20 protein-coding genes and 1 pseudogene are annotated in these 23,877 nt (G+C 54.6%); 4 read left to right on the top strand and 17 right to left on the bottom strand.

What is annotated here, in order from left to right; genetic code table 11:
- Position 1: 1 nt before the first annotated feature.
- The 6 genes from AB8B33_RS35045 to gtdA all read right to left on the bottom strand — a co-directional run bounded on the left by AB8B33_RS35045 (position 2) and on the right by gtdA (position 6,842).
- The gene (locus AB8B33_RS35045; RefSeq protein ID WP_439018992.1) at positions 2 to 1,066 is read right to left on the bottom strand and encodes an ABC transporter ATP-binding protein; all 1,065 of its coding nucleotides are present in this window, start codon (positions 1,064 to 1,066) and stop codon (positions 2 to 4) included.
- A gap of 10 nt (positions 1,067 to 1,076) precedes the next feature.
- Positions 1,077 to 1,919 carry a carbohydrate ABC transporter permease gene (locus tag AB8B33_RS35040; protein WP_113108617.1) on the bottom strand — a complete coding sequence of 281 codons (843 nt, stop codon included), beginning with the start codon at positions 1,917 to 1,919 and terminating at the stop codon, positions 1,077 to 1,079.
- A gap of 9 nt (positions 1,920 to 1,928) precedes the next feature.
- Entirely contained in the window at positions 1,929 to 2,873 is a 945-nt protein-coding gene (locus AB8B33_RS35035) for a carbohydrate ABC transporter permease (protein ID WP_439018991.1), read from the bottom strand.
- Between the two features lie 64 nt (positions 2,874 to 2,937).
- Positions 2,938 to 4,236, bottom strand: a complete 1,299-nt coding sequence (locus AB8B33_RS35030) for an ABC transporter substrate-binding protein (protein WP_439018990.1) — start codon at positions 4,234 to 4,236, stop codon at positions 2,938 to 2,940.
- Positions 4,237 to 5,082: 846 nt separating this feature from the next.
- A complete protein-coding gene (locus AB8B33_RS35025) occupies positions 5,083 to 5,613 on the bottom strand; it encodes a MarR family winged helix-turn-helix transcriptional regulator (protein WP_439018989.1) in 531 nt (176 codons plus the stop codon).
- 179 nt (positions 5,614 to 5,792) lie between these two features.
- Positions 5,793 to 6,842 carry a gentisate 1,2-dioxygenase gene (gene gtdA / locus AB8B33_RS35020; protein ID WP_092575656.1) on the bottom strand — a complete coding sequence of 350 codons (1,050 nt, stop codon included), beginning with the start codon at positions 6,840 to 6,842 and terminating at the stop codon, positions 5,793 to 5,795.
- A 110-nt stretch (positions 6,843 to 6,952) separates the two neighbouring features.
- Between gtdA and AB8B33_RS35015 the strand changes: the two genes are divergently transcribed.
- Positions 6,953 to 7,810, top strand: a complete 858-nt coding sequence (locus AB8B33_RS35015) for a fumarylacetoacetate hydrolase family protein (protein WP_439018988.1) — start codon at positions 6,953 to 6,955, stop codon at positions 7,808 to 7,810.
- 65 nt (positions 7,811 to 7,875) lie between these two features.
- Positions 7,876 to 8,475, top strand: a complete 600-nt coding sequence (gene wrbA / locus AB8B33_RS35010; RefSeq protein WP_439018987.1) for an NAD(P)H:quinone oxidoreductase — start codon at positions 7,876 to 7,878, stop codon at positions 8,473 to 8,475.
- A 392-nt stretch (positions 8,476 to 8,867) separates the two neighbouring features.
- On the opposite strand, the pseudogene AB8B33_RS35005 reads toward wrbA, so the two are convergent.
- The 6 genes and pseudogenes from AB8B33_RS35005 to AB8B33_RS34980 all read right to left on the bottom strand — a co-directional run.
- Positions 8,868 to 9,223 (bottom strand): annotated as a pseudogene (locus AB8B33_RS35005) (sigma factor-like helix-turn-helix DNA-binding protein); the annotation flags it as partial.
- A 542-nt stretch (positions 9,224 to 9,765) separates the two neighbouring features.
- Positions 9,766 to 10,560, bottom strand: coding sequence for an enoyl-CoA hydratase-related protein (locus tag AB8B33_RS35000; protein ID WP_439018986.1), 795 nt, complete (start codon positions 10,558 to 10,560; stop codon positions 9,766 to 9,768).
- 91 nt (positions 10,561 to 10,651) lie between these two features.
- Complete coding sequence (locus AB8B33_RS34995) at positions 10,652 to 12,262, bottom strand: FAD-dependent oxidoreductase (RefSeq protein WP_439018985.1); 1,611 nt, start codon at positions 12,260 to 12,262, stop codon at positions 10,652 to 10,654.
- Between the two features lie 109 nt (positions 12,263 to 12,371).
- Entirely contained in the window at positions 12,372 to 13,148 is a 777-nt protein-coding gene (locus tag AB8B33_RS34990) for an alpha/beta fold hydrolase (protein WP_130663755.1), read from the bottom strand.
- A gap of 52 nt (positions 13,149 to 13,200) precedes the next feature.
- Positions 13,201 to 14,388, bottom strand: a complete 1,188-nt coding sequence (locus AB8B33_RS34985; RefSeq protein WP_130663756.1) for a CaiB/BaiF CoA transferase family protein — start codon at positions 14,386 to 14,388, stop codon at positions 13,201 to 13,203.
- Between the two features lie 23 nt (positions 14,389 to 14,411).
- Positions 14,412 to 15,401 (bottom strand): cupin domain-containing protein, encoded by a 990-nt coding sequence (locus AB8B33_RS34980; protein WP_130663757.1) that lies wholly within the window; start codon positions 15,399 to 15,401, stop codon positions 14,412 to 14,414.
- Positions 15,402 to 15,675: 274 nt separating this feature from the next.
- Between AB8B33_RS34980 and AB8B33_RS34975 the strand changes: the two genes are divergently transcribed.
- Positions 15,676 to 16,626 (top strand): helix-turn-helix domain-containing protein, encoded by a 951-nt coding sequence (locus AB8B33_RS34975; RefSeq protein WP_439018984.1) that lies wholly within the window; start codon positions 15,676 to 15,678, stop codon positions 16,624 to 16,626.
- A gap of 426 nt (positions 16,627 to 17,052) precedes the next feature.
- Positions 17,053 to 17,934 carry a dihydrodipicolinate synthase family protein gene (locus AB8B33_RS34970; protein ID WP_439018983.1) on the top strand — a complete coding sequence of 294 codons (882 nt, stop codon included), beginning with the start codon at positions 17,053 to 17,055 and terminating at the stop codon, positions 17,932 to 17,934.
- A 449-nt stretch (positions 17,935 to 18,383) separates the two neighbouring features.
- Here AB8B33_RS34970 and AB8B33_RS34965 read toward each other — a convergent pair whose 3' ends face one another.
- The 5 genes from AB8B33_RS34965 to AB8B33_RS34945 form a co-directional block, all read right to left on the bottom strand.
- Positions 18,384 to 19,046: an SDR family NAD(P)-dependent oxidoreductase gene (locus tag AB8B33_RS34965; protein WP_439018982.1), complete on the bottom strand. Its 663-nt coding sequence runs from the start codon at positions 19,044 to 19,046 to the stop codon at positions 18,384 to 18,386.
- A gap of 61 nt (positions 19,047 to 19,107) precedes the next feature.
- Positions 19,108 to 20,805 (bottom strand): hydantoinase B/oxoprolinase family protein, encoded by a 1,698-nt coding sequence (locus AB8B33_RS34960; protein WP_439018981.1) that lies wholly within the window; start codon positions 20,803 to 20,805, stop codon positions 19,108 to 19,110.
- The gene (locus AB8B33_RS34955; RefSeq protein WP_047558377.1) at positions 20,806 to 21,009 is read right to left on the bottom strand and encodes a hypothetical protein; all 204 of its coding nucleotides are present in this window, start codon (positions 21,007 to 21,009) and stop codon (positions 20,806 to 20,808) included. It abuts the gene before it with no gap.
- A complete protein-coding gene (locus AB8B33_RS34950) occupies positions 21,006 to 23,042 on the bottom strand; it encodes a hydantoinase/oxoprolinase family protein (RefSeq protein WP_439018980.1) in 2,037 nt (678 codons plus the stop codon). The genes AB8B33_RS34955 and AB8B33_RS34950 overlap by 4 nt, the downstream gene beginning before the upstream one ends.
- A 63-nt stretch (positions 23,043 to 23,105) precedes the next feature.
- On the bottom strand, positions 23,106 to 23,876 hold the full coding sequence (locus AB8B33_RS34945) for a sugar ABC transporter ATP-binding protein (protein ID WP_047558371.1): 771 nt from the start codon (positions 23,874 to 23,876) through the stop codon (positions 23,106 to 23,108).
- Position 23,877: the final 1 nt, after the last annotated feature.

Below are 23,877 nucleotides of genomic sequence, written 5' to 3'. Positions count from 1 at the left end.
CTCAATTTGCAACGACACGCACACTCTCCGGGGGCGCGTACACCCCAACGACATCACCTACTTGGCTGGCGCATCGATCGGTAACCGCAATCAGCCGCGTGTCCCCGATTGCGAGATAGACATTGGTGGTCTGGCCCAATGGTTCGACGAAGTCGACAACTGCACGCGCCGATCCAGGCGAACCAGGTTGGACGAGCTTCAGGTGTTCAGGCCGAATACCGAGTGTAAATTGGTGTGCTGGATCCAGTCTCGCGGCAATCAACTCGCGCTCGGTAATTGGAAGCGTATCAACGAACTCCTGGATCTGACAGGTCGGCTGACCCGCCGTCTTCATGACAGCCGGGAACAGGTTCATGGGCGGTGATCCCATGAAATCAGCGACAAAGCGCGTCAGGGGCCGGTCATAGATTTCCATGGGCGACCCGATCTGAACCATGTCGCCCCGACGCATGACGGCAATTCGGTCTGCCATAGACATAGCCTCGATCTGGTCGTGCGTGACATAAATCGTGGTGATTCCCAGTTCGGACACGAGCTTTTTGATTTCGGTCCTCATGACGGCACGAAGCTTCGCATCAAGGTTCGAAAGCGGTTCGTCCATCAGGAAGACTTTAGGGTTTCGTACTAAGGCGCGCGCTAGCGAAACTCGCTGCCGCTGACCGCCGGACAGTTGAAACGGCTTACGGCCAAGATAGTCCGCGATACCGAGCTTGCCGGCTGTTTCCTCAACCTTCCTCTTGCGATCCGACTGAGGCACCTTTCTGATCTTGAGCGGAAAGGCAATGTTTTCAAAGACTGTCATGTTGGGATAGAGCCCATAGTCTTGGAACGCCATGGCGATATCGCGATGGCGCGGCTCTGCGAAGGTCACGTCCCTGCCGTTGATGTGCACGGATCCCGAGGTTGGTAATTCGAGCCCTGCGACCATACGGAGTGTTGTCGTCTTTCCGCAGCCAGATTCCCCCAGCATGACGAAAAACTCGCCTTCGGCTATGTCAACCGACACACCGTTAACAACAGTTATCTCGCCAAAACGCTTTTGCACGTTTCTGATTTGAATGCCCACGATAGCCTCCTTAGCCTTTTACTGCGCCCAATGTCAGGCCGCGAACAAGATAGCGTTGCATAAGTAGAACGAGGATGACGACAGGCAGCGACATGACGACACCTGCGGCTGAAGCCAGACCCCAGGCAATTGACTTTGCGCTCAGAGTATTTGCAGCGATCACCGGTAGCGTTTTCGCAGCGTTCGACGTCAACATGGAAGCCAGGAGAAATTCGTTCCAGGCAAACATGAACACGATGACCATTGTTGCTGCCAGGCCGGGCAACAAGAGCGGGAGCGTCACCCGCCAAAAAGTTTCAAGCCGTGAACATCCGTCAATCAGTGCGGCTTCCTCAATCGACTGCGGGATATCCTGAATAAAGACGCGCATTACCCAGACAACAAATGGTAGACCGGAAAGAGCGTACGCCGCGGTCAGCAACCAGTAGGTATCGAAGATACCCAGCCACCTCGCGAGGATAAACATTGGAACGACACTGACGATCGGTGGCAGCATACGGATTGATAAAATCTCGAAGGCAATCATCTGCTTGCCTTTTATATCGAACCGAGCCAGCGCGTAGGCGCCCAAAGTTCCGCAAACCATCGCCAGGCTCGTGGACAATCCGACGATGACGACACTGTTGATAAACATCTTGGCGATGCCAATGTCCGTGATGAGCTTGGCGTAGTTTTGCAAGCTCGGGGTGAAAACCCATACAGGTGGGAAGGCTGTAATTGCCTGGTCGCTCTTCAAAGATGCTGTGACCATCCAAAATATTGGAAAGGCGAAAAACGCTGTCGCAAACAGTGCAAAAAAGTACGCCAGCAAGATTTGAGAATATCGGCGAATAGCGGGCCTTTTCATAGACATGCTGGGCTCCTATCGGCTTTCTTTTTCAGAAATAATTCGCGTAAAGCCAGAGAGCTTGGTGAATATCAAAATTATAGCCGTCACGATTAGTAGGGTAATCCACGACAATGCCGATCCGTAGCCGAGATCAAAAAAGCGGAAATTTATCCTCTGCAGGTAGACGCTGACGAGATCAGTGGAAAAATCTGGCCCACCTCGCGTCATGATGAACGCCGTGTCATAGGTTCGGAAGGCATCTACGATGCGCAGTAGCGTGGCGATAACGATGACCGGCCGAAGTAGCGGCAAAGTGACGGAGAAAAACACACGTATCGGCCCGGCCCCGTCAATGGCAGCGGCTTCGAATGGGCTGCGTGGGAGCGATGAAATGCCCGCGAAGACAATAAGAAACATGAAGGGAGTCCACTGCCAAATGTCGACAAGTACAATCGATAGCAGCGCGGTGCTTGCCGATGATGTCCAGAGCTGGGGTTGAAAGCCTAACACGGTCAGGAGGTAATTGAGGACGCCGAGGTCGGGCATCATCATGACCCGCCACACGATGCCAACAGCGATCGGCGTAATCAACATTGGCACCAGGATGATCGTCCGCAGCAGGAAAAATCCAGGGTACCGCAAATTGAACAGAAGCGACAAAAGTACTGCAAGAACCAATGACGACGTCACACTTAAGGTTACAAAAACACAGGTGAGGCCAATGGCATGCCAAAATTGTGGATCCAAAAGCGCGTTGGCATAGTTTTTCAAACCGATGAATTGAGAGGCTCCGCCATGCGTCGGGTTGTAGTTCGTCAACGATATGTAAAGAGAATAGATCATCGGAAAAAAGCCGACGAGGTTCATAAGGACAAACGCCGGGGTGAGGAGAAGCGCGCCTGTCCGGCGCTCTCCCGCCCGTTCCGCTTTATGGGTGCCGGTGACAACTGGCGTAGAGATTGAACGCGTCATAGCCATAGTAATTTCCCATTGCATGATAGGAACGGCCGCCGGCCGTTCCTTCACGTCAGTTCAAGCTGCCTTAACGAATGATGGCTTTGACGCGCGTTTCGGCGTCTTTCATCGCTAGGTCAGGCGATTTTCTGCCGAGAACGGCGGCCAGAATTTCCTCATACAGGACCCGTTGCACTTCCACCGAGTTCGGAACGCGGTAAGGGGGTAGTGCGATCGTGGTGGTTCCGCGCTTCTTGAAATCCTGATAGACGGCCAGCGAGGGGATTCTTGCTTGCACCGCCGGATCTTCTAGCTGCGATTTGAACACCAGATTCATTTCGCCGTTATCGAGAAACAGCTTGTACCCCTCTCCCTTAAGCATCCAATCGAGGAATTTATAGCTTTCGATCGACTTTTGTGAAAAAGCGCTGATGCCGATTGAAAAGCCACCGGTCATTTGCTGCTGATATTTTTCGCTTGGAACGGCTGCATAGCCGAACTTGCCCTTCAGTGGTCCATTCTCCAGGCCCGAAAACACATCCGACCAACTGATAAACATCGCGGCTTTTCCTTGGGAGAAAAGGGACAGACCGTCTGGATAGTCGAGACCTTCAGCCCCCTTGGGTGCAAAAGGAAGCACCTCCTTGATCCGTTCAATCGCCTTCACACCCTGTCCTTCAGTGTTGAAGGCAGGCTGATTTGCGCTATCCAGCACGCCATCGTCGGTGGGCCCCAACTTTGTCATGCTCATCAACCGGGTCGCCCAGTCGCCTGACATGTGAGCATCCTGACCACCTAGTAGCAGGATGTTGCCAGCCACCTCATTTGTATGAAGCGCTTCGGCACACTTCCGGTAATCGTCCCAGTTCGTGGGCACCGAAAGACCCTTTGCTTCGAACAGATCCTTTCGGTAAACAAAAATAGGAGTGGCGAGCGTCAGCGGTATTCCGTAATGCTTCCCGTCGCGCTGCACAAATTTCAGGGATTCCGGAATCACGTTCTGATATTGCAAAGGCTGCAGCGATGCATCCTCAGCCTGGATATCCTCTACGGCCTTCACCCATTGATTGCCTAAAACCTGATTGATGAACAATGCGTCCAAGGTCAAAAGGTCATAAGTGGAAGATCCTTGAGACATTTCTACAAGGAGCTTTTCGTAATGCTCATTTTGCGGAACGGGGTCAGCGCTGATTTCGGCAGCGGTATAGGATTTTGAAATTTGGTTACCCAGCGTTTCGCCGAATAGGAGGTTCATATTCAGAATGTTAAGACTTTCACCGGCGGCAAGTGCACGCGTTGAACGAAGGTTGTAGGCAGCAAGCAACGCCGCTGCTGCTTTCAATGCCGTTCTGCGGCTCATTTCACGATGATTTTTTACTATGGTCATGTAGGCCTCCACCATTGTTCCCGTATGGTTTACGACTTGGCAACGTTGCGTTGTCAGCTAAGAGGGTCCGTCTTCCGCGGCTTCCACTTGAACTTCGGAGCCGCTGATACGGCGTTTCCCGTGCTCCTGTTATGGCGAACCTGAAAGGTCGCCGAAGCTTGGAGTCCAGTAACCATGTGGCGGCTTCAGGGACAATGGTAAAGTACCCCAAAATATTGGACAAATTGCTCAATTCCACGATGACTGCCCTGCATGTTCGGCATCTTATAGCCGGCCGAGGTCTGTAGGTACCGCATCAAGTCGAGGCGGTAACGACGAGCGCGACCCGTGTAACCCAGCCGAGACTAGCACCGGACGGTCCCCTACACGCAGGAGCCGTCGCTCCTCGGTTTCGCAGGTTCAGATCTTCTTTGTCCGCAGCTCACGAAGACGGACTGGGAGCTACGCCCCAAGCTGTTCCCCGCAGCGGGGTCCTATCTCACTATGGCCGAGAATTCTTGATGCTCTACACACCGAGCCAATTTGACTGGTAATGAAATAAGGACTTCGTTCGTGGGTTGATCAGGATCAATCCCGGACTGCCTGCGTGGCCGCATTATACCTTAGCACCGATGATGAAGCAGAGCTCTCAAGCCGACGGCCAACGCCCATGCTCGAGTGTCAATGATCCTAGACGATCGCACCTGCCGACAGCAAGATTTATGAAACGGGGCAGCGTGGCAATTCCCGCGACTTTGGCGCTGTCGCCTGGAGGGATTGTAGGAACTTGCTGACGTGGAACCTTGCTTCTAACCGTCGCGTCAAGCCGATCCATCGCACTCACGTCTACGATGTCTGATCCCAAGCTCACTCAGCTCGGTCGGATTTGGATTGGACATAGTACTTTTCCTTCCGAGCGTCCTTCGTGGCAGCGCCAGCAGATGGCACAACAGTCTGCCCGGCTGCGGTCAATTGTTCGTACATACTTCGCAATGCGCGCCGTGTCACGGCCATGTCGCTCTCGCTGAGGCCAGCCAGCATAAATGTATCGAGTTCGATCGCCTCCGGAATCAAGGCGTCCACCAACCCCTTGCCTTCAGATTGCAACGATACAACGATCTCTCTCTTGCTCTTTGTCGAGCGGACTTTCCGGATAAGTTTGCGTTCATGCATCCCCTCGGTGAGCCGCGACAGCGTTGAAGCATCGATTGATGTCAGCGAGGAGAGATCAACCAGTTTTGACTCTCCCAAATCATGAAGCACAACGAGAACGCGCCACATCGGTATCGTTAACGAGTGGATCTGCAGCTTCAAAACGAACCGCTCGTTTATTGCAGAGGCAACCCGGTTCGTGAGAAAAGAGAGACGGTCCTCGAGCTTGTAGTTTTCTTCACCCATGCGTCTCTTCATTTTTGTCGAAGTTCATCGTGCAGCGAGGTCGAATACCACAAACCTGTTTGGAATCCGATCCGAAAAAAGATCGAGATAACCGAGATTGAGGCGCGCCTCGGTCAAAAGTGGATAATTATGATTTCGGAGCAGCGGCCTACTGGCCGCCGCCCGCTACAGTAAAAGGGTCAGCTGCGTTCCTCGCGCAGGAGGCCCAACTTTTCATGCACCGGCCGATCGGAAAATGAGAAGAGAATGGAATCCGAACTGGAGCTTTCAAATCGATGGCGCAACCAACCGGGAACAGCAAACACGTCGTTCGGGCCCAATACGACTGGCGCCGATCCCTCCACAATCACGGTCGGCTCCCCTTCGATGACCACGAATACAGCGCTTTCGGTCGACCGGTAGAATGTCGAGTTAAAACCTTTAGGGAGCAGTCGGATCGTCGTGCCAAGCGTTGGGATTGCCCAATCCCCGTTCACAGGGTTCACATAACGCATGCAAATGCCGAGGTGCTTGTCGATGTCAGTGGACCGCTGTAAAACGTCAAGCGCCTCACGGGTTCTGGCGTAGGGATAGTTAAACACCGGCGACGTGCCGGACATGCTGGGCATGACCACCGGAAGCAGGCCGCTTCCGAAGCGAGCGAGAGAGTCGCCCTCCGGTTTGCTCAACACCTGCCGGTTGGCTTGATGTTCTTCGCGAAACCCTGCCTTTAGAAAATTGACCAATGGCACGTCGAGCCCGTCCAACCATATGACCGGCTCGTCGCCGTCATGCCCGTGATCATGCCAAGTCCAGTAAGGCGTGAGGACCAGGTCTCCACGATGCATCGTTGTCTTCTCACCCGATACTGCAGTAAAGCCGCCCACGCCTTCGAGCATGAACCTCAACGCCGATTGAGTATGCCGGTGAGCTGGGGCGACCTCACCCGGCATGATCAACTGCAGTCCAGCGTAAAGCGTATCGGTGATCTGAGATTTCCCCTCAAGCCCTGGGTTCTCCAGAACCAGAACACGACGTTCCGCCTCCTCTGCGGTAATCGCGCGACCTGCGGTCAATAACTGAGGGCGAACCAAATTCCATGCCCAGTGATAGGGGACCGCGTTCGGGCGAGGGTCGGTTGGGACAAGCCCCTTCAGGCGTTCCCATAGAGGCGCCAGCTGAAGAGCGCTGAGCTCAGCGTAGTAGGCCGATCGCTCGATAGTGTTTGGCGTGTTGGATTCCGTAGTCATCTAACAGTTCTCCTTGCACTGGATGGTGATCATCGTTGACAGACAAGGCATAGCGATATACTGCATATGCAATAAATGCAAATGCAGCAATTTAGCCGGAGGGAGATGCCATGAAGATTTGCAGGTTCAATCACAACCGGATCGGCGTGGTAGAGGGGGATGCGGTCATAGACATCACTTCGGCCTTTGACCTGAATCCAGCATGGCCCTTGCCACCCGGCGACTGGCTTGCCCGGCAGCTGCTGGATCTCCCCAAGACGCGCGCGGCTGTTTCCAAAAGTTCGTCGCGACTGGCGCTACACGAAGTCTCCTTGGCAACGCCCATCGCAAATCCCGGCAAGATAATTGGCGCGCCAATCAATTATCGCGCTCACATTGATGAAGCGAATGCCGACAGTGAGATCAACAACGGCACGACCTATACAAATATCGACGAGTTCGGCCTGTTCTTGAAGGCGGGAAGTTCGTTGATAGGACCTTCCGAAACTGTCATGCCCCGCTTCAGCGAGCGCCGGACAGATCACGAAGTAGAACTCGCGGTCATTATCGGCAAAGAGGCTAGCTTTGTGAAAAAGGATCGGGCTTTCGAGCATATCCTAGGCTTCACAATCGGTCTGGACATGACCGTTAGAGGAAAGGAATTTCCATCGTTTCGAAAGTCCCCAGACACCTACAGCGTCCTCGGGCCATGGCTTGTGACCCTCGACGAAATCCCCTCTCCCGATGCTCTGGAGCTTCGTCTCAGCGTGAACGGAATTGAGAAGCAGAAAGCGAACACGTCGCAACTCATCTTTGGCGTGGCGCGCCTCATCGAGTATGCCTCGAGCTTCTACACCCTCTTTCCAGGAGACATCATAATGACTGGAACCCCTCAGGGAGTGGGACCTGTTCAGCCGGGCGATACTATCGACGTGCAGATAGAAGCCATCGGGGAATTCTCGATTTCAGTAGGGCGTGCCGCCTCCTGACGATGACGCTGAATGGCACCAATTGACGAGCTCGTTCCAACACACAAACAAGGTAATTATATCAGATGACCAAAGTTCTCGTTCTCTACCATTCTGCTTATGGCCATATTGAAACGATGGCCAAGGCGGTTGCAGATGGCGCGCGTTCCACTGGCGCCGAAGTTGTTATCAAGCGGGTCCCCGAGTTGGTGCCCGACGAGGTTGCCAGAGCTTCGTTCTTTAAGACGGACCAGGAAGCTCCAATCGCCGACCCGAACGAACTGGATCAATATGACGCGATCATCGTGGGCGCAGGAACGCGATTTGGCACCGTGGCATCGCAGATGCGCAATTTCTGGGATCAAACAGGGGGACTTTGGGCCGCTTCGAAGCTCGCCGGTAAAATAGGCGCGGTGTTTACAGCCTCCGCGACGCAGCATGGCGGTCAGGAATCAACCATCCTGGGCTTCCTCCCGACCCTGCTTCATCACGGAATGATCGTGGCCGGTCTTCCCTATTCCTTCCAGGGACAGCTCGGGTTGGAAGAGGTTAAAGGTGGAACGCCGTATGGTGCGACAACAATCACCGGGGCTGACGGTTCGCGTCAGCCTTCATCCGTAGAACTGGAGGGTGCGCGTTATCAGGGCGCTCACGTCGCCAAGATCGCGGGCAAGCAGGTCGCCTAACCATCAGCAAGCCTTCGGAAAAGCGGGAGTTTAAAGCGCGGCCTTCCTTTGCGCGCGTGGCTTCATTAAGCCACGAGTGTTGAGCGACAATCGGGATGAGATCACGTCTCATGTTGGTTGTCGCCATACGCACGGCATCGTAACTATAGCTCGCTTGCGACCACGCTGCACAAGCGGCCAACCGACGGTGCACCACCGGGACGGCGGCGGCCCGCTTCGACGTCACGCGCTTTTCGAAGCACTGTCGGCGCACATGGTCCAAAGCGGCTTTTCGGCTGGCTGGCACTCTTGGCCAAAGCGTTTCAGGATCCGGATGCGTCAGCGGTTGTCTCATACTCTGGCTTCAATGGGTAACACATCGCCAACATCGTCACCGGCAGCTTCAGCGCCTAACCCCGATAGAGGTCGCAGTAGCGACTGTAACGATATCCCTCTGGATGAAGACCGATGTATTCGTCCCACAGGATCTGCAGCGTCATATGCTTGCGCTTCAGCTCGCGATGGACCTGCGGCCAATCCGGTTCCGGAGCGCGACGGTGCCCAATCTTCGTCCCGGCCGCCTGTAAAGCGCCGCCTCCAGGACGGCATCGTTGACGTCGTCACCCAGAGGCCACGATAGCCCCGCGGCCGCCGCACGCCGTAGCGTCTCGCGCACCGTCGAGGGCGCAGTCCCAACCCGCACCGCAATCGACTTGTGCCCAAGTCCTTGCTCAAAGCGATATCTCAGTATCTCGCGGACACGCCGCATCTCCAATCTCTCCGCTGGCATCCCGTTCCTTCCTCGCCACCGCAAAGGAAGAAACCTCACACCTGCAGACCACCCTTGCCAGATGCCTCAAAGGGGGCGGCATCATCTCGGAACAAGGGGCGACTATTTCTCGGAACTGGGGGGCGACATCATCTCGGAATCAGGGGGCGGATTGCCTCGGAATTTGCAGTTCGACGACGACCAGCACCGCGATCTCGGCCAGCCATCGCGACAGTTTCGACACGCCGGTCTACCGGTCACGAGCCAAGCAACCCCCGATTGACAGCAAACGGGATGAAGCGTCTGCGTTCAGTTCCGAATGAGGGCCATAATGAACTCGCAATCGCTTGCCGGCTTCATTTACAAGTCCGTCGCCAGAGGCATGAGTTTGCGAGCAGATGCTCTTTGTGGGCGGAACGTCGTCGCTGATCTAACCGTTCGAGTGGTCGGCTTATTGTGTGAGCCTTGCCCTTCCGTCTCGCGCCTGGCGCTCGAGCACGGCGTGAACACCGAACTCGTGCAGATCGGCGTTTTACGATCGCCTATCGTCCCGTGAACACAGGAGGACGTTTTTCGGTAAAAGCAAGCATGCCTTCCTTTGCGTCTTCAGTCATTGCAAGGCAAGTAACGCTAAAGCGTTCGAACGCTAAGCCATTTTCTAACGTGGCACCGACAGCATTGCGCACGCAAGCTTTCGCGGACCTTACTGCGGCCGGGGCCCGCTCCGCTATTGTGCGGGCGATCTCGATAGTGCGTGTCACGGTAGCAGGTGGATCACAAACCTCGACGGCGAACCCGAACTGAAGCGCTCGCTCCGCACCGATGGCTTCTCCAGTCATCAGCATATAGTTCGCCAGGTTCGGCGAAAGTTTGCGCGGCAATCGCTGCGTTCCACCGTCGCCTGGGACGCCGCCCAGACGGATCTCCGGTTGGCCAAACTGGGCATTCGAGCCTGCGACGACGAAATCGCATACCAGGGCGAGTTCACAGCCTGCCCCGAAGGCGAGGCCGTTGACGGCACCAATCAACGGCTTTTCAAAGGACTCGATCGCCGCCCAAGCGGCGACACGGGATGGGCTGTTTGACACTTCAACAGGACCTAAGGCCACCATTTCCTTGATGTCCGCCCCGGCTGCGAAAAACGCCTCCGTCCCCGCGAGAATTACGCAACGCACGCCATTGTCTTCATCAAGCTCGCTAAGCAAGCGTCCCAGCTCAATGATCATCGAGCTGTGCAACGCATTTTTTTTATCCGGGCGGTCGAAGCGAATAAGGGCAACGCCATCTGCCGGTCGTTCCAGGACGACTTTGTCGGCGTAATTCTCGGTCGGGTTCATGTTATCTCCAGTTGCTACGCATGCAGCCACCTGCTGCCCCAAGGGTCGCGTCTTTTCGTGCCAATCAAGCAATGAGCGCCGTGCCGCGAGGCTAGAGGCGGTTGTCCTTCAAAATTGAACGAGCGCAAATGTAACCCCATGTCATATATGGCCCGATTGTTGTACCAACCTGGCTTGGCGTACGTGCTCCCGTGGGGCTGGCCATGACATTGCCGGCGCAATAAAGGCCGGGAATTATGCTGCCGTCCGCCCGAAGCGCCTGACCATACTCATTGGTTCTCACTCCGCCTTTGGTTCCGAGAAGGGACGGACGGAACCGATAGGCGACATACGGCGGCTTTTTGATCTCCGCCATAAGACCAACGCTCGATGCTACGCTCTTTTCATAGAAGCAGGAGGATCCTCGCTGATAGTCCTCGTCGATCCCGGTTCGAGCGAAGGCGTTGAAGCGTTCGACTGTCTTGCGCAGAGCGCCGGATGGAAGGCCCGTCTTTGCCGCCAGCTCTTCCAGGGAATCTGCTTTGAGTAACCAGCCGGGTTGGTACCGACGGTACCACCAGATCAGTGGAGTACGTTTGATCATCGGCCAATGGCTGATCACCCAAGCGGGTTGATGAATGAGACCTCCGTCGTCATCCCGATCCATGATGCGATCGTAAACCCAAAACTCATACTCGCTGGCGAACCGGTTACCAGACTTGTCGACAATGATCGCGTCCGGCTCAGCATGGATCCTGAGCGGCAAGCCGTGCAGTTTGCCCTCGTATTTTGTGGGCGGCTGGATGACGATATTACCCTGGTCCATATGTGCGAAGGTGGCGCCAATAGCCTGTGCCATCTTGTGGCCGTCACCCTCATTGCTGCTCGGAGAGCTCTTGAAGTCGATCTCGCTTGGAAAATACGTGGCCAGCATTTTGCTATCCCACTCGAAGCCCCCCGTAGCAAGAACGACACCGCTCCGCGCTTTGTAGGTGTGGCGCCGTCCATCGCGCTCCACCTCTACCCCTTTGACCACACCCGCGGCATCGACCTTCAAGGCGATCGCCCTTGTTGATAGTTCAAACATGCACCCGGCGTCGATACAGCCCTTCAGAAGACCGGTGATAAGGCCGTTGCCCTGTGCCATTGAATCCGTGAGCCAGCGCCGGATTAGAGTAGGAAGGAATTTCAATGTACCCCTTATCGGCTGACGATCAAGCTTAGCAGCGACCGTTTCATGATACGTCAGCCTTTGCGGTATCGTCGAACGCCTGACCTTTTTACGCAAAGGCCCGAGAATCTTCTTGCTCAGTGGCTCGACGGAGAGAATTCGGGTTGACTTTGCGCCCACGCATTCTTGGAACGGATCTGGAACCGGCGTGAGGCGAAAACGAAGGGGGCTAAGTGCCTCCACCAACTTGAGCATTTCTGGCCCGTTCCTAAGCTGGCTCTTCCATAGCTCGTCTTCTGTCTCCTGCCACCCTATTGGAGACGCTGCTCGCATATAGGCTAACGCCTCTTCGAATGAATCTTCAACGCCAGCTGCCTGCGCATAGTGATTGCCAGGCAGCCAGGTCATTCCGCCTGACATGGCGCTGGTTCCACCCAATTTGTCGGTTTTCTCGATGACCCGAACGGACTTGCCAGCCGATGCGGCTGTTAGCGCTGCCGTGAGCGCCGCAGCTCCCGATCCAACGACAATGATGTCTGTTGTGCCCTCCATCTGCCCCGGAGGAGTCGTCCTGACTGATCTACTGAACATCGTGTGCTCTAACTTTCGGCATAGCGGCGGCAAGCGACAACCCAAGTTATCGCCCTCCACGAAATAGGCGCTAAAGGGCGTCTGTGGACTGAAGGAAGGAGCCAATCAGTTCACGATAGCGGGCAGCGCGAGTATTGGGAAAGAAATGCCCTCCGTCGATTATTTCAATCTGAGAACCTCTCACCAGACTGGCAATTTCCCTGGATTGATATTCCGCTGCCAACATGTCATCGGAAGCTCCCACAACCAGGCTTGGCAAACCTTCAATTGCCCGAAGCTCATCGCGGCGATCGAAGTTGAAGGGTGCTTTCATCCGTGCCGCGAGTACATCGTCGGCCATGGTCTGGCGGATCGTCTTGATTCGGCTCATAAGGTCATAGCTCGGATCGAGCACGTTCCCACCTGGCATTGCGAGGATGGCCGAAAGCTGACCGCAGGTTTCCGTCCCCGCCGTATCAAGGACGCGCTGGCGTAGATTGTTGATGAATTCCATATAGCGATCAAATGCGCAAAACGTCCCGCTGAACACTGCTGCCTCGACCCTTTGCCGATGGTCGAGAACCAAGCACTGGGTAATGACGCCTCCCATGGAATGACCGATCACGGTAGCCTTTGTCACTTGAGCATCGTCAAGGATGCCGACCGCATCGGACACAATTTCACGCAGGGTGTGAACTCCCTCCACATCGCGGTTGGCGCCACACCCTCTTTGATCGAAGCTTATGACGGTGTATTTTTCCGCGAGATAGGAACGATGAGCATCCCAGAAGTTTGCATGCCCACCAAGCCCGGTCACAAGGAGAACAGTGCGCGCACCGCTCCCCTGAATGTTGTAGTGTAAGGTCATTGAGTTGACGCCTTTTCATCTATGTCAAGTTTGCTGAGCCGTATTCGGTCGTCTAACGAGCAATGACGTCGCTATCGAAAAGCTTGGCAATTTGGTCTTGGGAGAAGCCGTACTCGGTCAGGATTTCCTCGGAGTGTTGACCCAGCAATGGAGGGGCTTTGAGTGCAATGTTGGGAAAGGCCGAAGACTTTATCGCATTCCCGACGGTACGGAAATTTCCGTGTTTTGGGTGGTTGATCTCGACGATAATCTTGTTCTCGTCGATCTGCGGGTGCTGCAGGACCTCTCCCAAGGGGAGTACCGGGCAACACAAGATGTCTGCCTTGTCCAGCCGCCTCACACATTCTTCCGTGGTGAACTTGCTAAAGCCGGCACTCATCCGCCGGCGATATTCACCGCGTTTGGACATTTGCTGGGAAAGCGTAGAAAACTCGGGATCCTTGGTAAGATCGGGGATCTCAAGCGCGTTACAGATATCGGACACTGGATTTGGCCTCAAAACCGCAATTACAGCGACGCTGCCATCTGAAGTCGTGAAGATGTCCATTGGGTCTTGCTCAAGAGGATTGAAGTCGTGACCGGTCCGAAGCTTTTGCGTGACTTCCTGTTGCTGCATCACCAAAAAAACGTCGAGAAGATTGATCTCAAGCTTCTGTCCCTGACCGGTGCGCTCGCGGTGGTAAAGCGCCATGAGCACCCCTTGAGCCAAGATCATGCCCGCCGAAAAATCCGCTGTCGAGATCGGGAACAATTGGGGTTTACCATCCGGATCCTTATTCCCAAAGGCAACGCCCGCCATCGCCTGTGCCACGAAGTCCATGCCGGCTTTGTGCGCGAGTGGACCCGTCACCCCAAAGCCCGATCCCTCGACATAAATGACCTTTTCGTTTATGGCTTTGATATCTTCGTAGCCGAGGCCGAGACGCTCGACCACGCCCGGCCGGAAGTTGTGCACAAACACGTCGGCGTTCTTGGCAATTTTCTGGACAATATCACGGCCTTCCTGGGATTTGATATCCAACGCCAGACTCCGCTTGTTACGGTTCATGGCCATGAAGTTCGCGCTTTCGTCGCCTTTGTTAGGGCGGTGGCGGTCAATCGCCCGACTGATGTCTCCGATGCCGGGCTTTTCGATCTTGATGATATCCGCGCCATAGTCACCCAGAACCTGAGTACCGCACGGGCCGAACATGATCTGCGACAGATCACAGATCCGAATTCCTTCCAGTGGAAGTGTCATTGAAGCTCCCTCTTAGACGTTTGTTAGACGCCTACAGTACGTTGATCCGAAATGCCGGGAATGATGAAACCGTATTTATCCACGAGGAGCCTTTCCGTCGTCGGATTGCGTGGAATTGACGCCGGACGGGGTTCGCCGGGAAGTTTCCTAACGCCCGTCTCACGTAAGGCGCCTTCCACGCTAGGTGGAAGGAATACGCCGCCGTATTTGAGAGGCTCAGTTCCGTTATTGATGAAATGATGCATTAGCGTCGGCGGAAGGACGATGACGTCGCCTTCTGCAATCGGAAACTGCTCATCACCCAGAACCACGATACCTTTTCCGTGGGTAACGATAACTATCTCTTCGGACGCCACGTGGCCGTGATGGCGCACGTTGGCCCCCGGTTCAAGCAGCTGTGACGCTGCACAGAAGTAGGTTACCGGCAAAACAGGCGCTGCGATCATGATGCTCACGTAGCCCAGGCTAGGCGCAGCCTGCCAGTACTCCTCGCCTTCATCATCTTGGACGATAATGAAATGGCCGTTATCACGCTCTACGAGATTGTTCCCCGCACGAACTCCAACCGAGGCGCCACCATCGGCAGGGGTACCGCCGCCGAGTGGAAACAGATCGAAGCGCGAGTCAGGTGCCGGCGGAAAAGAGATAACCGACAGGCGAAGAGGCTCGTCACCATCCTGCGCGACTTCAACGCCAACACCCCGCCCCCAGAACATGAAGGTTCCCTTGGACACCGGATGCTTTTGTCCGTCTACGATGACATGACCTCGACCTCCGAAGCACAGAACCATCCGCTCGTTAAGTTCATAGGCATGTGGGCGAAGGTAAGCTCCTTTGGGAAGGTCGATGCCCACGACGGCAAAGTGCGAGAATTGATGGCTCACGGGCGACACTTTGACCAGGGCGATCCCGCCGCCTTCTGAACCAAGGCTTACGGGTGATCCCTCATCCGCTCGGACCACAACTGCCTCGAGTGGAATTTCAGTCGATGTCTTCTTTGTTAGCATGTGCATAATACTGCGTCCCTCGCATTGATATTATCTGCACCGGCCGACGTACGATGGCTGCCACCGCACGATCCATTTCCGGCGCCTCGCCCAAGCGAAATTTCGTGGGATAATTGCCAGTTCCCGACCGCGGCACATCTAAAAACGAGAGCGGCCGGACTACAAAATCCGTCAAGTCTGATTTCAAAAAACCATTTTCTCACAAAGGGAACAATGGTAAAAACTGACAAATAGCTGGACGTTTTGCTCAACACTTCGTCCCGCGGTGAAGGGATACTGGATGCCGAACGCGAGTCGAATAAACGTCGCCCAACCCACTTATGGCGGCGCTGCCACGCCTGCTTATTCACTCTATGGCGAAGGCCCGGAACTGGGGCAGTCAATCTACTCGAATGCGGAGTCGATCTTCGTCAGAAGTAAAAATCTGACCAACAATATCGAAATGCATCTGCATCGCGACCTTTACCAGTTCGTGTATATTTCAATAGGAAAATCTACCCTTGTAACACCTGCGGGTAGGAAAGACTTTGGGGATCGGACACTGTTGTTGGTCCCTCCGAATTTCGAGCATGGCTTCAATTCATATCCCGAGATCGAAACCCGCGGCCACGTCATCACGATCAGCGATTTTTTCTTTGGGCGCATGGCACAAAGGGGGCTGCTCGTCGCCGACGTGCTCGATAATATCATGATCTTCGAAGGCATAGATCCAATCAAGAACGCCCCGCTGATCGAGTCAATTGAGAAAGTCATTCAAGAACATCATGAATTCCGCTACCCCCATGTCTTGGCAAGGGAAGCTTCCGTGCAGGCGTTCATCGTTGAATTTCTTCGCCTTCTGCATGAACGGAACGCCTTCAAAGAAGGACTGGATGCTGGAAAATACAGAGATCTGTCCGACGGAGGTAGGATCAAGCAGCTTTCATGGCTGATTGATAAATATTACAAATCCCACAAAAACGTCAATTTTTACGCCAAGCAGCTCGGCGTTTCCGCTTCCAACCTTAACAAATTGGCGGTCATAGCAACGGGCGGAAGCGTTCATGCCAACCTCAGGGCTCGCATAATGGAAGAGGCCAGGGCTTACCTTGCAAACACAGGCTTGAGCGTTAAAGAAATTGCATACCGGCTGGGTTACGAAGACGCTGCCTACTTCACTCGCTTTTTCACCAAAAATGCTGAGATGTCACCAATCGAGTTTCGCCGTATTGCAACCCAAGCACCGGGATAGTTGTAAGGCCCCCTTGATTTTTTTGGAGGCGGCTTGGGCGGGGCTGTAAGGGCGAACGAAATTCTATTCGAATCTCGTCACATGGAATGCGTAAGGCTCCATGCCTGGCGTTTTAGAGCGGCTTGCGCGCGCTTCCTTGATGGCCCTTTCAGCAATTTTCGTAGCCCTGTCGGTAATGACTGCGACAAAATGCATGCGCGCGGGCAAAATGTCCATTGTTCTCCTCTCTTGATGCCTTAGGCTCCCTGTATATGGAGCAAGCGAATCTGGGCAGCCCTGCCAGCTCAAGTGTGCCCGTTCACGGGGGATTCTCATAACAGCGTCTGCCTGCAAGGCGCTCGGATCAGCGCATCGGATTACTCAACAAAAGCGATGCCCTGGACGCAAGAAACAGCGGATTGAAACACCAAAACCGAGATTAGAACAATGACATTTTTTTCCGGCGTGATCCCTTACCTAGTAAGTCCAGTAAACTCCAACGGGGGTATCAAGGAGCGAGTATTGGGTGATCTCTGCTCTGACCTTATACGAAAAGGTGTGAGCGGCTTAACACCGCTTGGAAGCAGTGGAGAATACGCCTATTTATCCGAGACGCAAAAGATGCGCATCGTTGAGGTAGTGGTTGAGGCCGCGAGTCATCGGGTGCCGGTACTGCCGGGCGTCGCAAGCGTTTCCACTCAATCGGCAATTGATCAAGCCAAAGCTTATCGCAGCGTAGGAGTAGACGGAATTGTTGTAGTGCTCGATTCATATTTCCCTCTAAGGGAACATGAAGCGAGAAAGTATTTTTTGGACGTAGCAGATAGCGTTGATCTCCCTATGATTGTTTATACAAATCCGAATTTCCAACGCACGGATTTGTCAATCGAGACAATCTGCGCGATTGCAAAGCACCCAAACATCGTTGGTCTGAAGGACGCTTCGACGAACACCGGTCGATTGCTATCCATCCTCAACCGATGCGATAGCGATTTTGCTATTTACTCGGCTTCGTCCCATATCGCGACTACAGTGCTCATGATGGGAGGCAGAGGTTGGTTCGCTGGGCCGGCTTGTGTACTGCCCAAGCAAAGCATCGAGTTGTACGATGCTTGTATGCGCGGAGATTGGAACGACGCGATGACAATGCAAAAGCGCCTCTGGCCTTTCAACGAAGTTTTCGCACAATATCGGTTGGCAAGCTGCTTGAAGGCAGCGCTCAGCGCACAGCGCTACGACGTCGGAGATCCGATACCGCCGCAGGCACCCCTAGACGCTTCCGCAGTCAAAGTAGTTCTAGATGCGCTGACCAAGGTCCAGGGTTTTTGACTACAGGTGACCGTCATCGCGAAGGCATTCAAGATGCTCGGTCATTGACGAGGGATACAACCGATTTTGGGATGGAGATGTGTCCCGGCGATCAAGCAAGCTCCTTTGCGCGCGACGACGTTGAACTCTATCGCGACGGTCTTATACGACTAGCCCTTGTCTCCCAAGAACGCCGTTAGCAAGAGAATGGGCAGGCTCATGAAGCGTTGTTGATTACATTCTTTCTCCGTGGGCCGATATCAAGGAACGCAAACCACGACTGCTTGTGCCCGTTGAACAGCTGCAGGTACTCGTGCAACTATTTCGATTTGCCGTAAAAAACGATCTTACTTGGAGAAGCTCGAAGCAGTCATGGCACATAGCTTAAACGAAATGGCCTCCGGCAAACCCGTGCGTTCGCAACGCTAAGCTTACGGGACGGTCGACGCCGTCGAGGTGGTGCCGAATTGCTAATATGGAATTGTCTCACCCAGGTAGTTGCAGAAGGTGAAGGAAGAATCTGCGGGTGAACCGATCAACGCACTCAACCCTCCCGCGGAGACCTCGACCTCAATATCGGCCTCTTCTCCACCCATATCTGTCTTCACCCAACCTGGATGAGCAACGGTAACTTTCACGCTCGGGTTTTGAACGGACAGGCTGCGCGCGGCCGAGGTCAATGCTGCTTTGCTCGCCCGGTAGAGCCAATGATCGCCAACCAAGTTTAGCTCGACCGATCCCATGACCGACCCCAAAAACATGAGATGCTTGAGTGAATATTGATGCGCACTAGCCAGCTCCTGCCCCAAGGCAACAGGCGAAACACTATTAGTTAGAAACAAATCAACAATCGCCTTCTTATTGAGCGTCTCGTCGACATCTTTAGGCATCACACCGGCGGATACAACGACAATTTCCACGCCAGCTAAGTGGGCGCTCGATACGAGTGATTGGCGCGACTGAGGATCATTGAGCTCGAGCGGAAGCCACAAGGCATCGCTGCTACGTTGGGAACCATCGCGGCTAGTTGCTATGACGTTGTAACCCTGCGTCGCGAGTGCGTGAACCAGCGCTAAGCCAATACCTCTGGACGCCCCGACAACCAAAACTGTCGAAGATGATAGACTATTCATGAATTATTTTCCGGGCTATGCAGGCTCTGGCGACATCGTCAGAGCCTGCCGGTTCAGTTTTCTAACGATAGGCTGCAGCGCCTTTTTCTGTGACCCAACCAGCGGCAATATCTTTTGCCAGTGCTTGGCGGTCGCGCTTGCGCGCATCACCGTAGCCCCCCCCACCTGGGGCGACGACGATAACTTGGTCCCCTTCATAAACTACCGCATTCGAAAATTTCGATGCTGAGACCTTACCGCTGTCTTCTTGAAAATCCTTCCAGGCCTCCGAGCCCTTGCGGCGAATATGCAGACTACCGCAACCTCCGGACTGGCCCTTGAAGAGACCCCACGGCGCAAGCTCCTGTCGATCGGACATGAAGGACAGCTTGAGTTCATCAGCAAGGCACGTCATCTTCTTGCGTAAGGCAAGTCCGCCGCGAAACTCGCCGGGACCACCCGTGTCCGGAACAAACTCATGCGCATCAATGCGCCAGGGAAAACGGGTTTCAAATACCTCAACGGGATTAAGGCGCGAGTTGCCGTTAATGGCGTTGCAAGCACTATTCCCGTCCGCATGGCTACGCCCTCCCCAGCCGGGTGTCGATAAATCATAGCAGACGACGTACTCATCCGTCCGGGAGTTTTGCCCCCCAAACAGGAAGTTTGAATGCGTGCCGCCATCCGTTGCAAACGCCCGTTCCGGAACAGCTACTGCCAAAGCACCAATAACAGTGTAGCAGATCCGGATATGCGTCTCGGTGTTACCTCCGACTTCAGGTGCCGGGTAGTTGGCATTGACCACGAGGCCAGGAGGAGCGACGACCCGTATAGGTCTGAAGCAGCCCGAATTTTTCGGGATGCTTGGATCCGTTAGGTGTAAGATCGCGTTATAGGACGCCGATAGCGCAACAGACAGCACGCCGTTGATTGGCCCTTTCGCCTGCTTGTCAGATCGACGAAAGTCCACCACGATTTCATCATCCTGGACGAAGACATCGACCGCGATTTTGTAACGACGCTTCTCGATCCCGTCGTCTTCCATATAGTCTTCGAAGCTGTAGACGCCATTGGGAAACTCACGTAGTTCAGCGCGCATCCGGGCCTCCGAATAGTCTAGAAGACTGTCGGTCAGTTCGGTAAATCGTTCGAGGCCAAACTCTTCGACCAGGCCCCTCAGACGCTGTTCACCAAGTTCGACGGCGCTGATCATCGCCCGGAAATCGCCGAAATTCTGGCGCGGAGTCCGGTAGTTCGCGAGCATCAGGCGCCACACATCCTCTACGTCCTTGCCCTTGCGCCGAATTTTGATCGGCGGTACCCGTAAACCCTCGTGGAAAATCTCTGTAGCTTCGCCGGCAAACGCACCGGGAACCATGCCTCCCACTTCCGCAACGTGACCGATCGCGACGGAGTAACCGACAAAGACCTTGTCGACAAAAACCGGCTGGATGAAGGTGTGCTCGGGGGTGTGCATGCCGCCGCGGTAGGGGTCGTTATGCACGATCACGTCGCCTTCCTCGAGGGTCTCGACCGGAATTTCCTGCGTTATCGTTTGAATAACGAGAGGTAGTCCACCGATCATGGAGGGCTGAAAGTCGCCGGTTCCAATCAGGTTACCCTTGGCATCAGCAAGACCGCAGGTGAAGTCGAGGCCTTCGTTGAAAATCGTCGAATACGACGTCATCATCAACGTAATGCCCATTTCCTTCGCGATCTGGACGAGACGCCCGTCCAGAATACTCATTTGAACCATATGCTTGGCAGCGATTTTTTCCATTTACTTCCCCCCGGTTTCTGCCAGGCGCCTTTGGGACGCGACTTCCGATTCCCGCTTCATGTCCCAATCGACGCACCAGTCGGAGCAATACTGCTTGTTCGCGCCGTCGGTGGTAATACGGATAGGGGAGCGATAGAGCAGAACACCGCAGTTATCGCATTTGGTGTATTCTTCGAGATAATAACCGTTGTCGGAGAATTTCATCGCGCTTGCCTTTCTGAAACATGGAGATTGCCGTAGTCGTCTACGTGCATTTCTTGATCTGGATGGAGCACAACAACGGAGACGGCTTCTTCAATGACAGCCGGTCCCTGAATAGCGTCGCCGGCGAAAAGTTCTTCCCGTCGGTAGACTGGCGTATCGTGACGTCCCTCGTCATAACCAACCGAACGCATCGATACCGGCTTTGGGGCACTGGTGCTTTGAGCGAGCTTCGGCACCTGCGGTTTCCCGAGCGTCTCATATGCGGTTACATTGAAGTTGACGATCTCTATGAACTCACCGGGAATATTAAAACCAAAGCGGTCTTCGTGGGCTTTGTCAAAACTTGTCCAAAGCTCCTTTGCTGTCGCCTCGTCGAACGATGTAAAGCGCAGCGGAAGAGAGAGCTCATAGTTCTGGCCGTGATACCGCATTTCCACACGACGTTCGATGTCGATGCTGCCTGTAAAGCCTTGAGCGTGCATTTGCGCGAGGCAATCGTCCTCAAGCTCCTTGAGCAGTTGGGTTGCACGGGCGAAATCCATGCGGTTTGATGTCATTTGGACCGTACGTTGCCGATCCACGCGCGCGTCCGTTGCAGTGAACCCGAATGCAGAGAACTGGCCGGGATGGACCGGAATAATCGCCCTGGACATCGACAGATCTTTCAACAAGTCACAGGCATGGACCGGACCTGCCCCACCGAAGAACATCAGTGAGAACTTATCGGGAGATTCACCCTTCTCGATCAAGACGCTTCGAACGGCGCCAACCATATTGTTGTTAACGATCTTGATCACCGCCAAAGCCGCCTCATCGACGGTCATGCGTAGTTTCTCCGCAAGCCGGGCAATACCTGCGCGTGCACCTTCCATGTCAAGATTGACCGTGCCGCCGAGGAAATTGTCCGGGTTGATACGGCCAAGCACAAGGTTGGCATCGGTGACAGTCGGCTCAGTGCCACCACGGCCGTAGCATATGGGACCAGGACGCGAGCGCGCACTCTCTGGCCCTACACGCAGGAGACCACCTTTGTCGATCCAAGCGATCGAGCCGCCACCTGCACCGATCGTGCGGACATCAAGCATCGGCACCTGGATTGGAATGCCCCATTCGACTTCGAAATCTGTTGTGATGGAAGCAGATCCGTTCACAATCAGTGAGCAATCGGTAGATGTGCCGCCCATATCAATAGTAACGAAGTTCTTCTCACCAATGAGGCTGCCGATGAACTGGGCGGCAACGACACCTCCCGTCGGCCCGGACAAAGTCATCTGCACTGGCGCGTCACAAGCTCCTTTTACAGTCGTCTGCCCCCCATTTGATTTGGTGACAACAACGCGCGCGGCGCCAACGGCATCCGAAATACGGCTTTCAAGCTCACCTAGCTGCTCAGTCACGATTGGCTTCACGTACGCATCTGCAATCGTTGTCGACGCACGCTCGTACTCCTTCCATTTGGGGAGCACGTCATAAGAAATCGAGATGGGGAGATGAGGGAAACGCGACGCGAGATAGTCGCGCGCGGCGATTTCATGCTCCGGATTTATGTATGAAAAAAGAAAGCAAAGGGAGATCGCTTTAATTTCCGGTTTTGCTGCAATCGCATCGGCGACTTTAGCGACGCTGGCCATGTCGAGAGGGGTAATGACATTACCGTCACAATCAATGCGCTCAAGCACTTCGAATGCATTCGACCGCTCGATCAGTGGCTGTGGTTTGACCCAGCGCGAATTGAAGTGGAAGCGGCGATTGCCGCGTTGGATGAAGGGCACATCGCGAAACCCTTGGGTGGTTACGAAGGCAACTTTCGCTCCATTTCGCTCAAGAATTGCGTTGGTCGCGATAGTGGTTCCAAGCCGGATCCCGGAGATCTCTTCACCTGCTGGAAACTGCTTTAGGCCGTTGAGAATCCCGTCAGACGGGTCACCAGGCGTAGAAAAGTCTTTCCATACCGTTACTTCACGACTTTGCTCGTTGTAGGCTACGAAGTCAGTGAAGGTACCACCGACGTCAATTCCAAGGATATATGTCATTGCTCTTCCCACTTTCTAGGTCTTGGCGATGCTCTCTCGAGCCTGCGCGCTGGTGCGTTTGGATCAGTCCTCATTCGGAGTGTTGATCCCAGCCATGAGATGAAGAAGTTCGCCCTCGCTGGTGTCGCTTGCCTTGACTGTGGCCACGATCCTCCCGCGCCGAAGCACAAGAATCCGGTCGGCCGTGGTCAACACATCGCTCAGACGGTGACTGATCAGGAGAACAGCAACACCTTGCTTGGGTAAGCGCCGGATAAGGTCAAGGACCGGCTGGCCCGCCGAAACTGAAAGTGCGGCGGTCGGCTCGTCCATGATCACAAGCTTGGGGTCGTAAGCGACGGACCGAGCTATCGCGACCATCTGTCGTTGCCCGCCTGAGAGCGCAGTGACAGGCTCCCTCAGGTTCGGCAACTTGACGTCGAGCATCGTCAGTAGGCTTTCCGCCTTTCGATGCATTTCGTCGTGCGCCAGGCGCCGAAAGCCCAAGGGCGATCGCTGGACGATTTCCCTGCCAAGGAAAATATTGGCACAGATATCAAGATTGTCGCAAAGGGCGAGATCCTGGTAAACCATCTCGACACCGTGATCGCGCGCCCAAGTCGTTGAAGAGCTCTGTACCTGGGAACCCCCAATCCGGATTTCGCCGGACGATGGTGCGACGTCACCCGCAATCATCTTCGTCAATGTTGACTTGCCCGCGCCGTTGTCACCGACAAGTCCGATGATTTCGCCTGGCATGATGTCGAAACTGACCCCACGGGTGGCTTCGACTGCGTCGTAATTTTTGCGCAGGTCTCTTACCGAAACTGCGGGATTATTTGCTGTCTGGATCATC

Source organism: Rhizobium sp. 768_B6_N1_8 (assembly GCF_051811225.1).
Taxonomy (GTDB): Bacteria; Pseudomonadota; Alphaproteobacteria; order Rhizobiales; family Rhizobiaceae; genus Rhizobium.
This window is presented reverse-complemented; position numbering and strand designations above follow the sequence as displayed.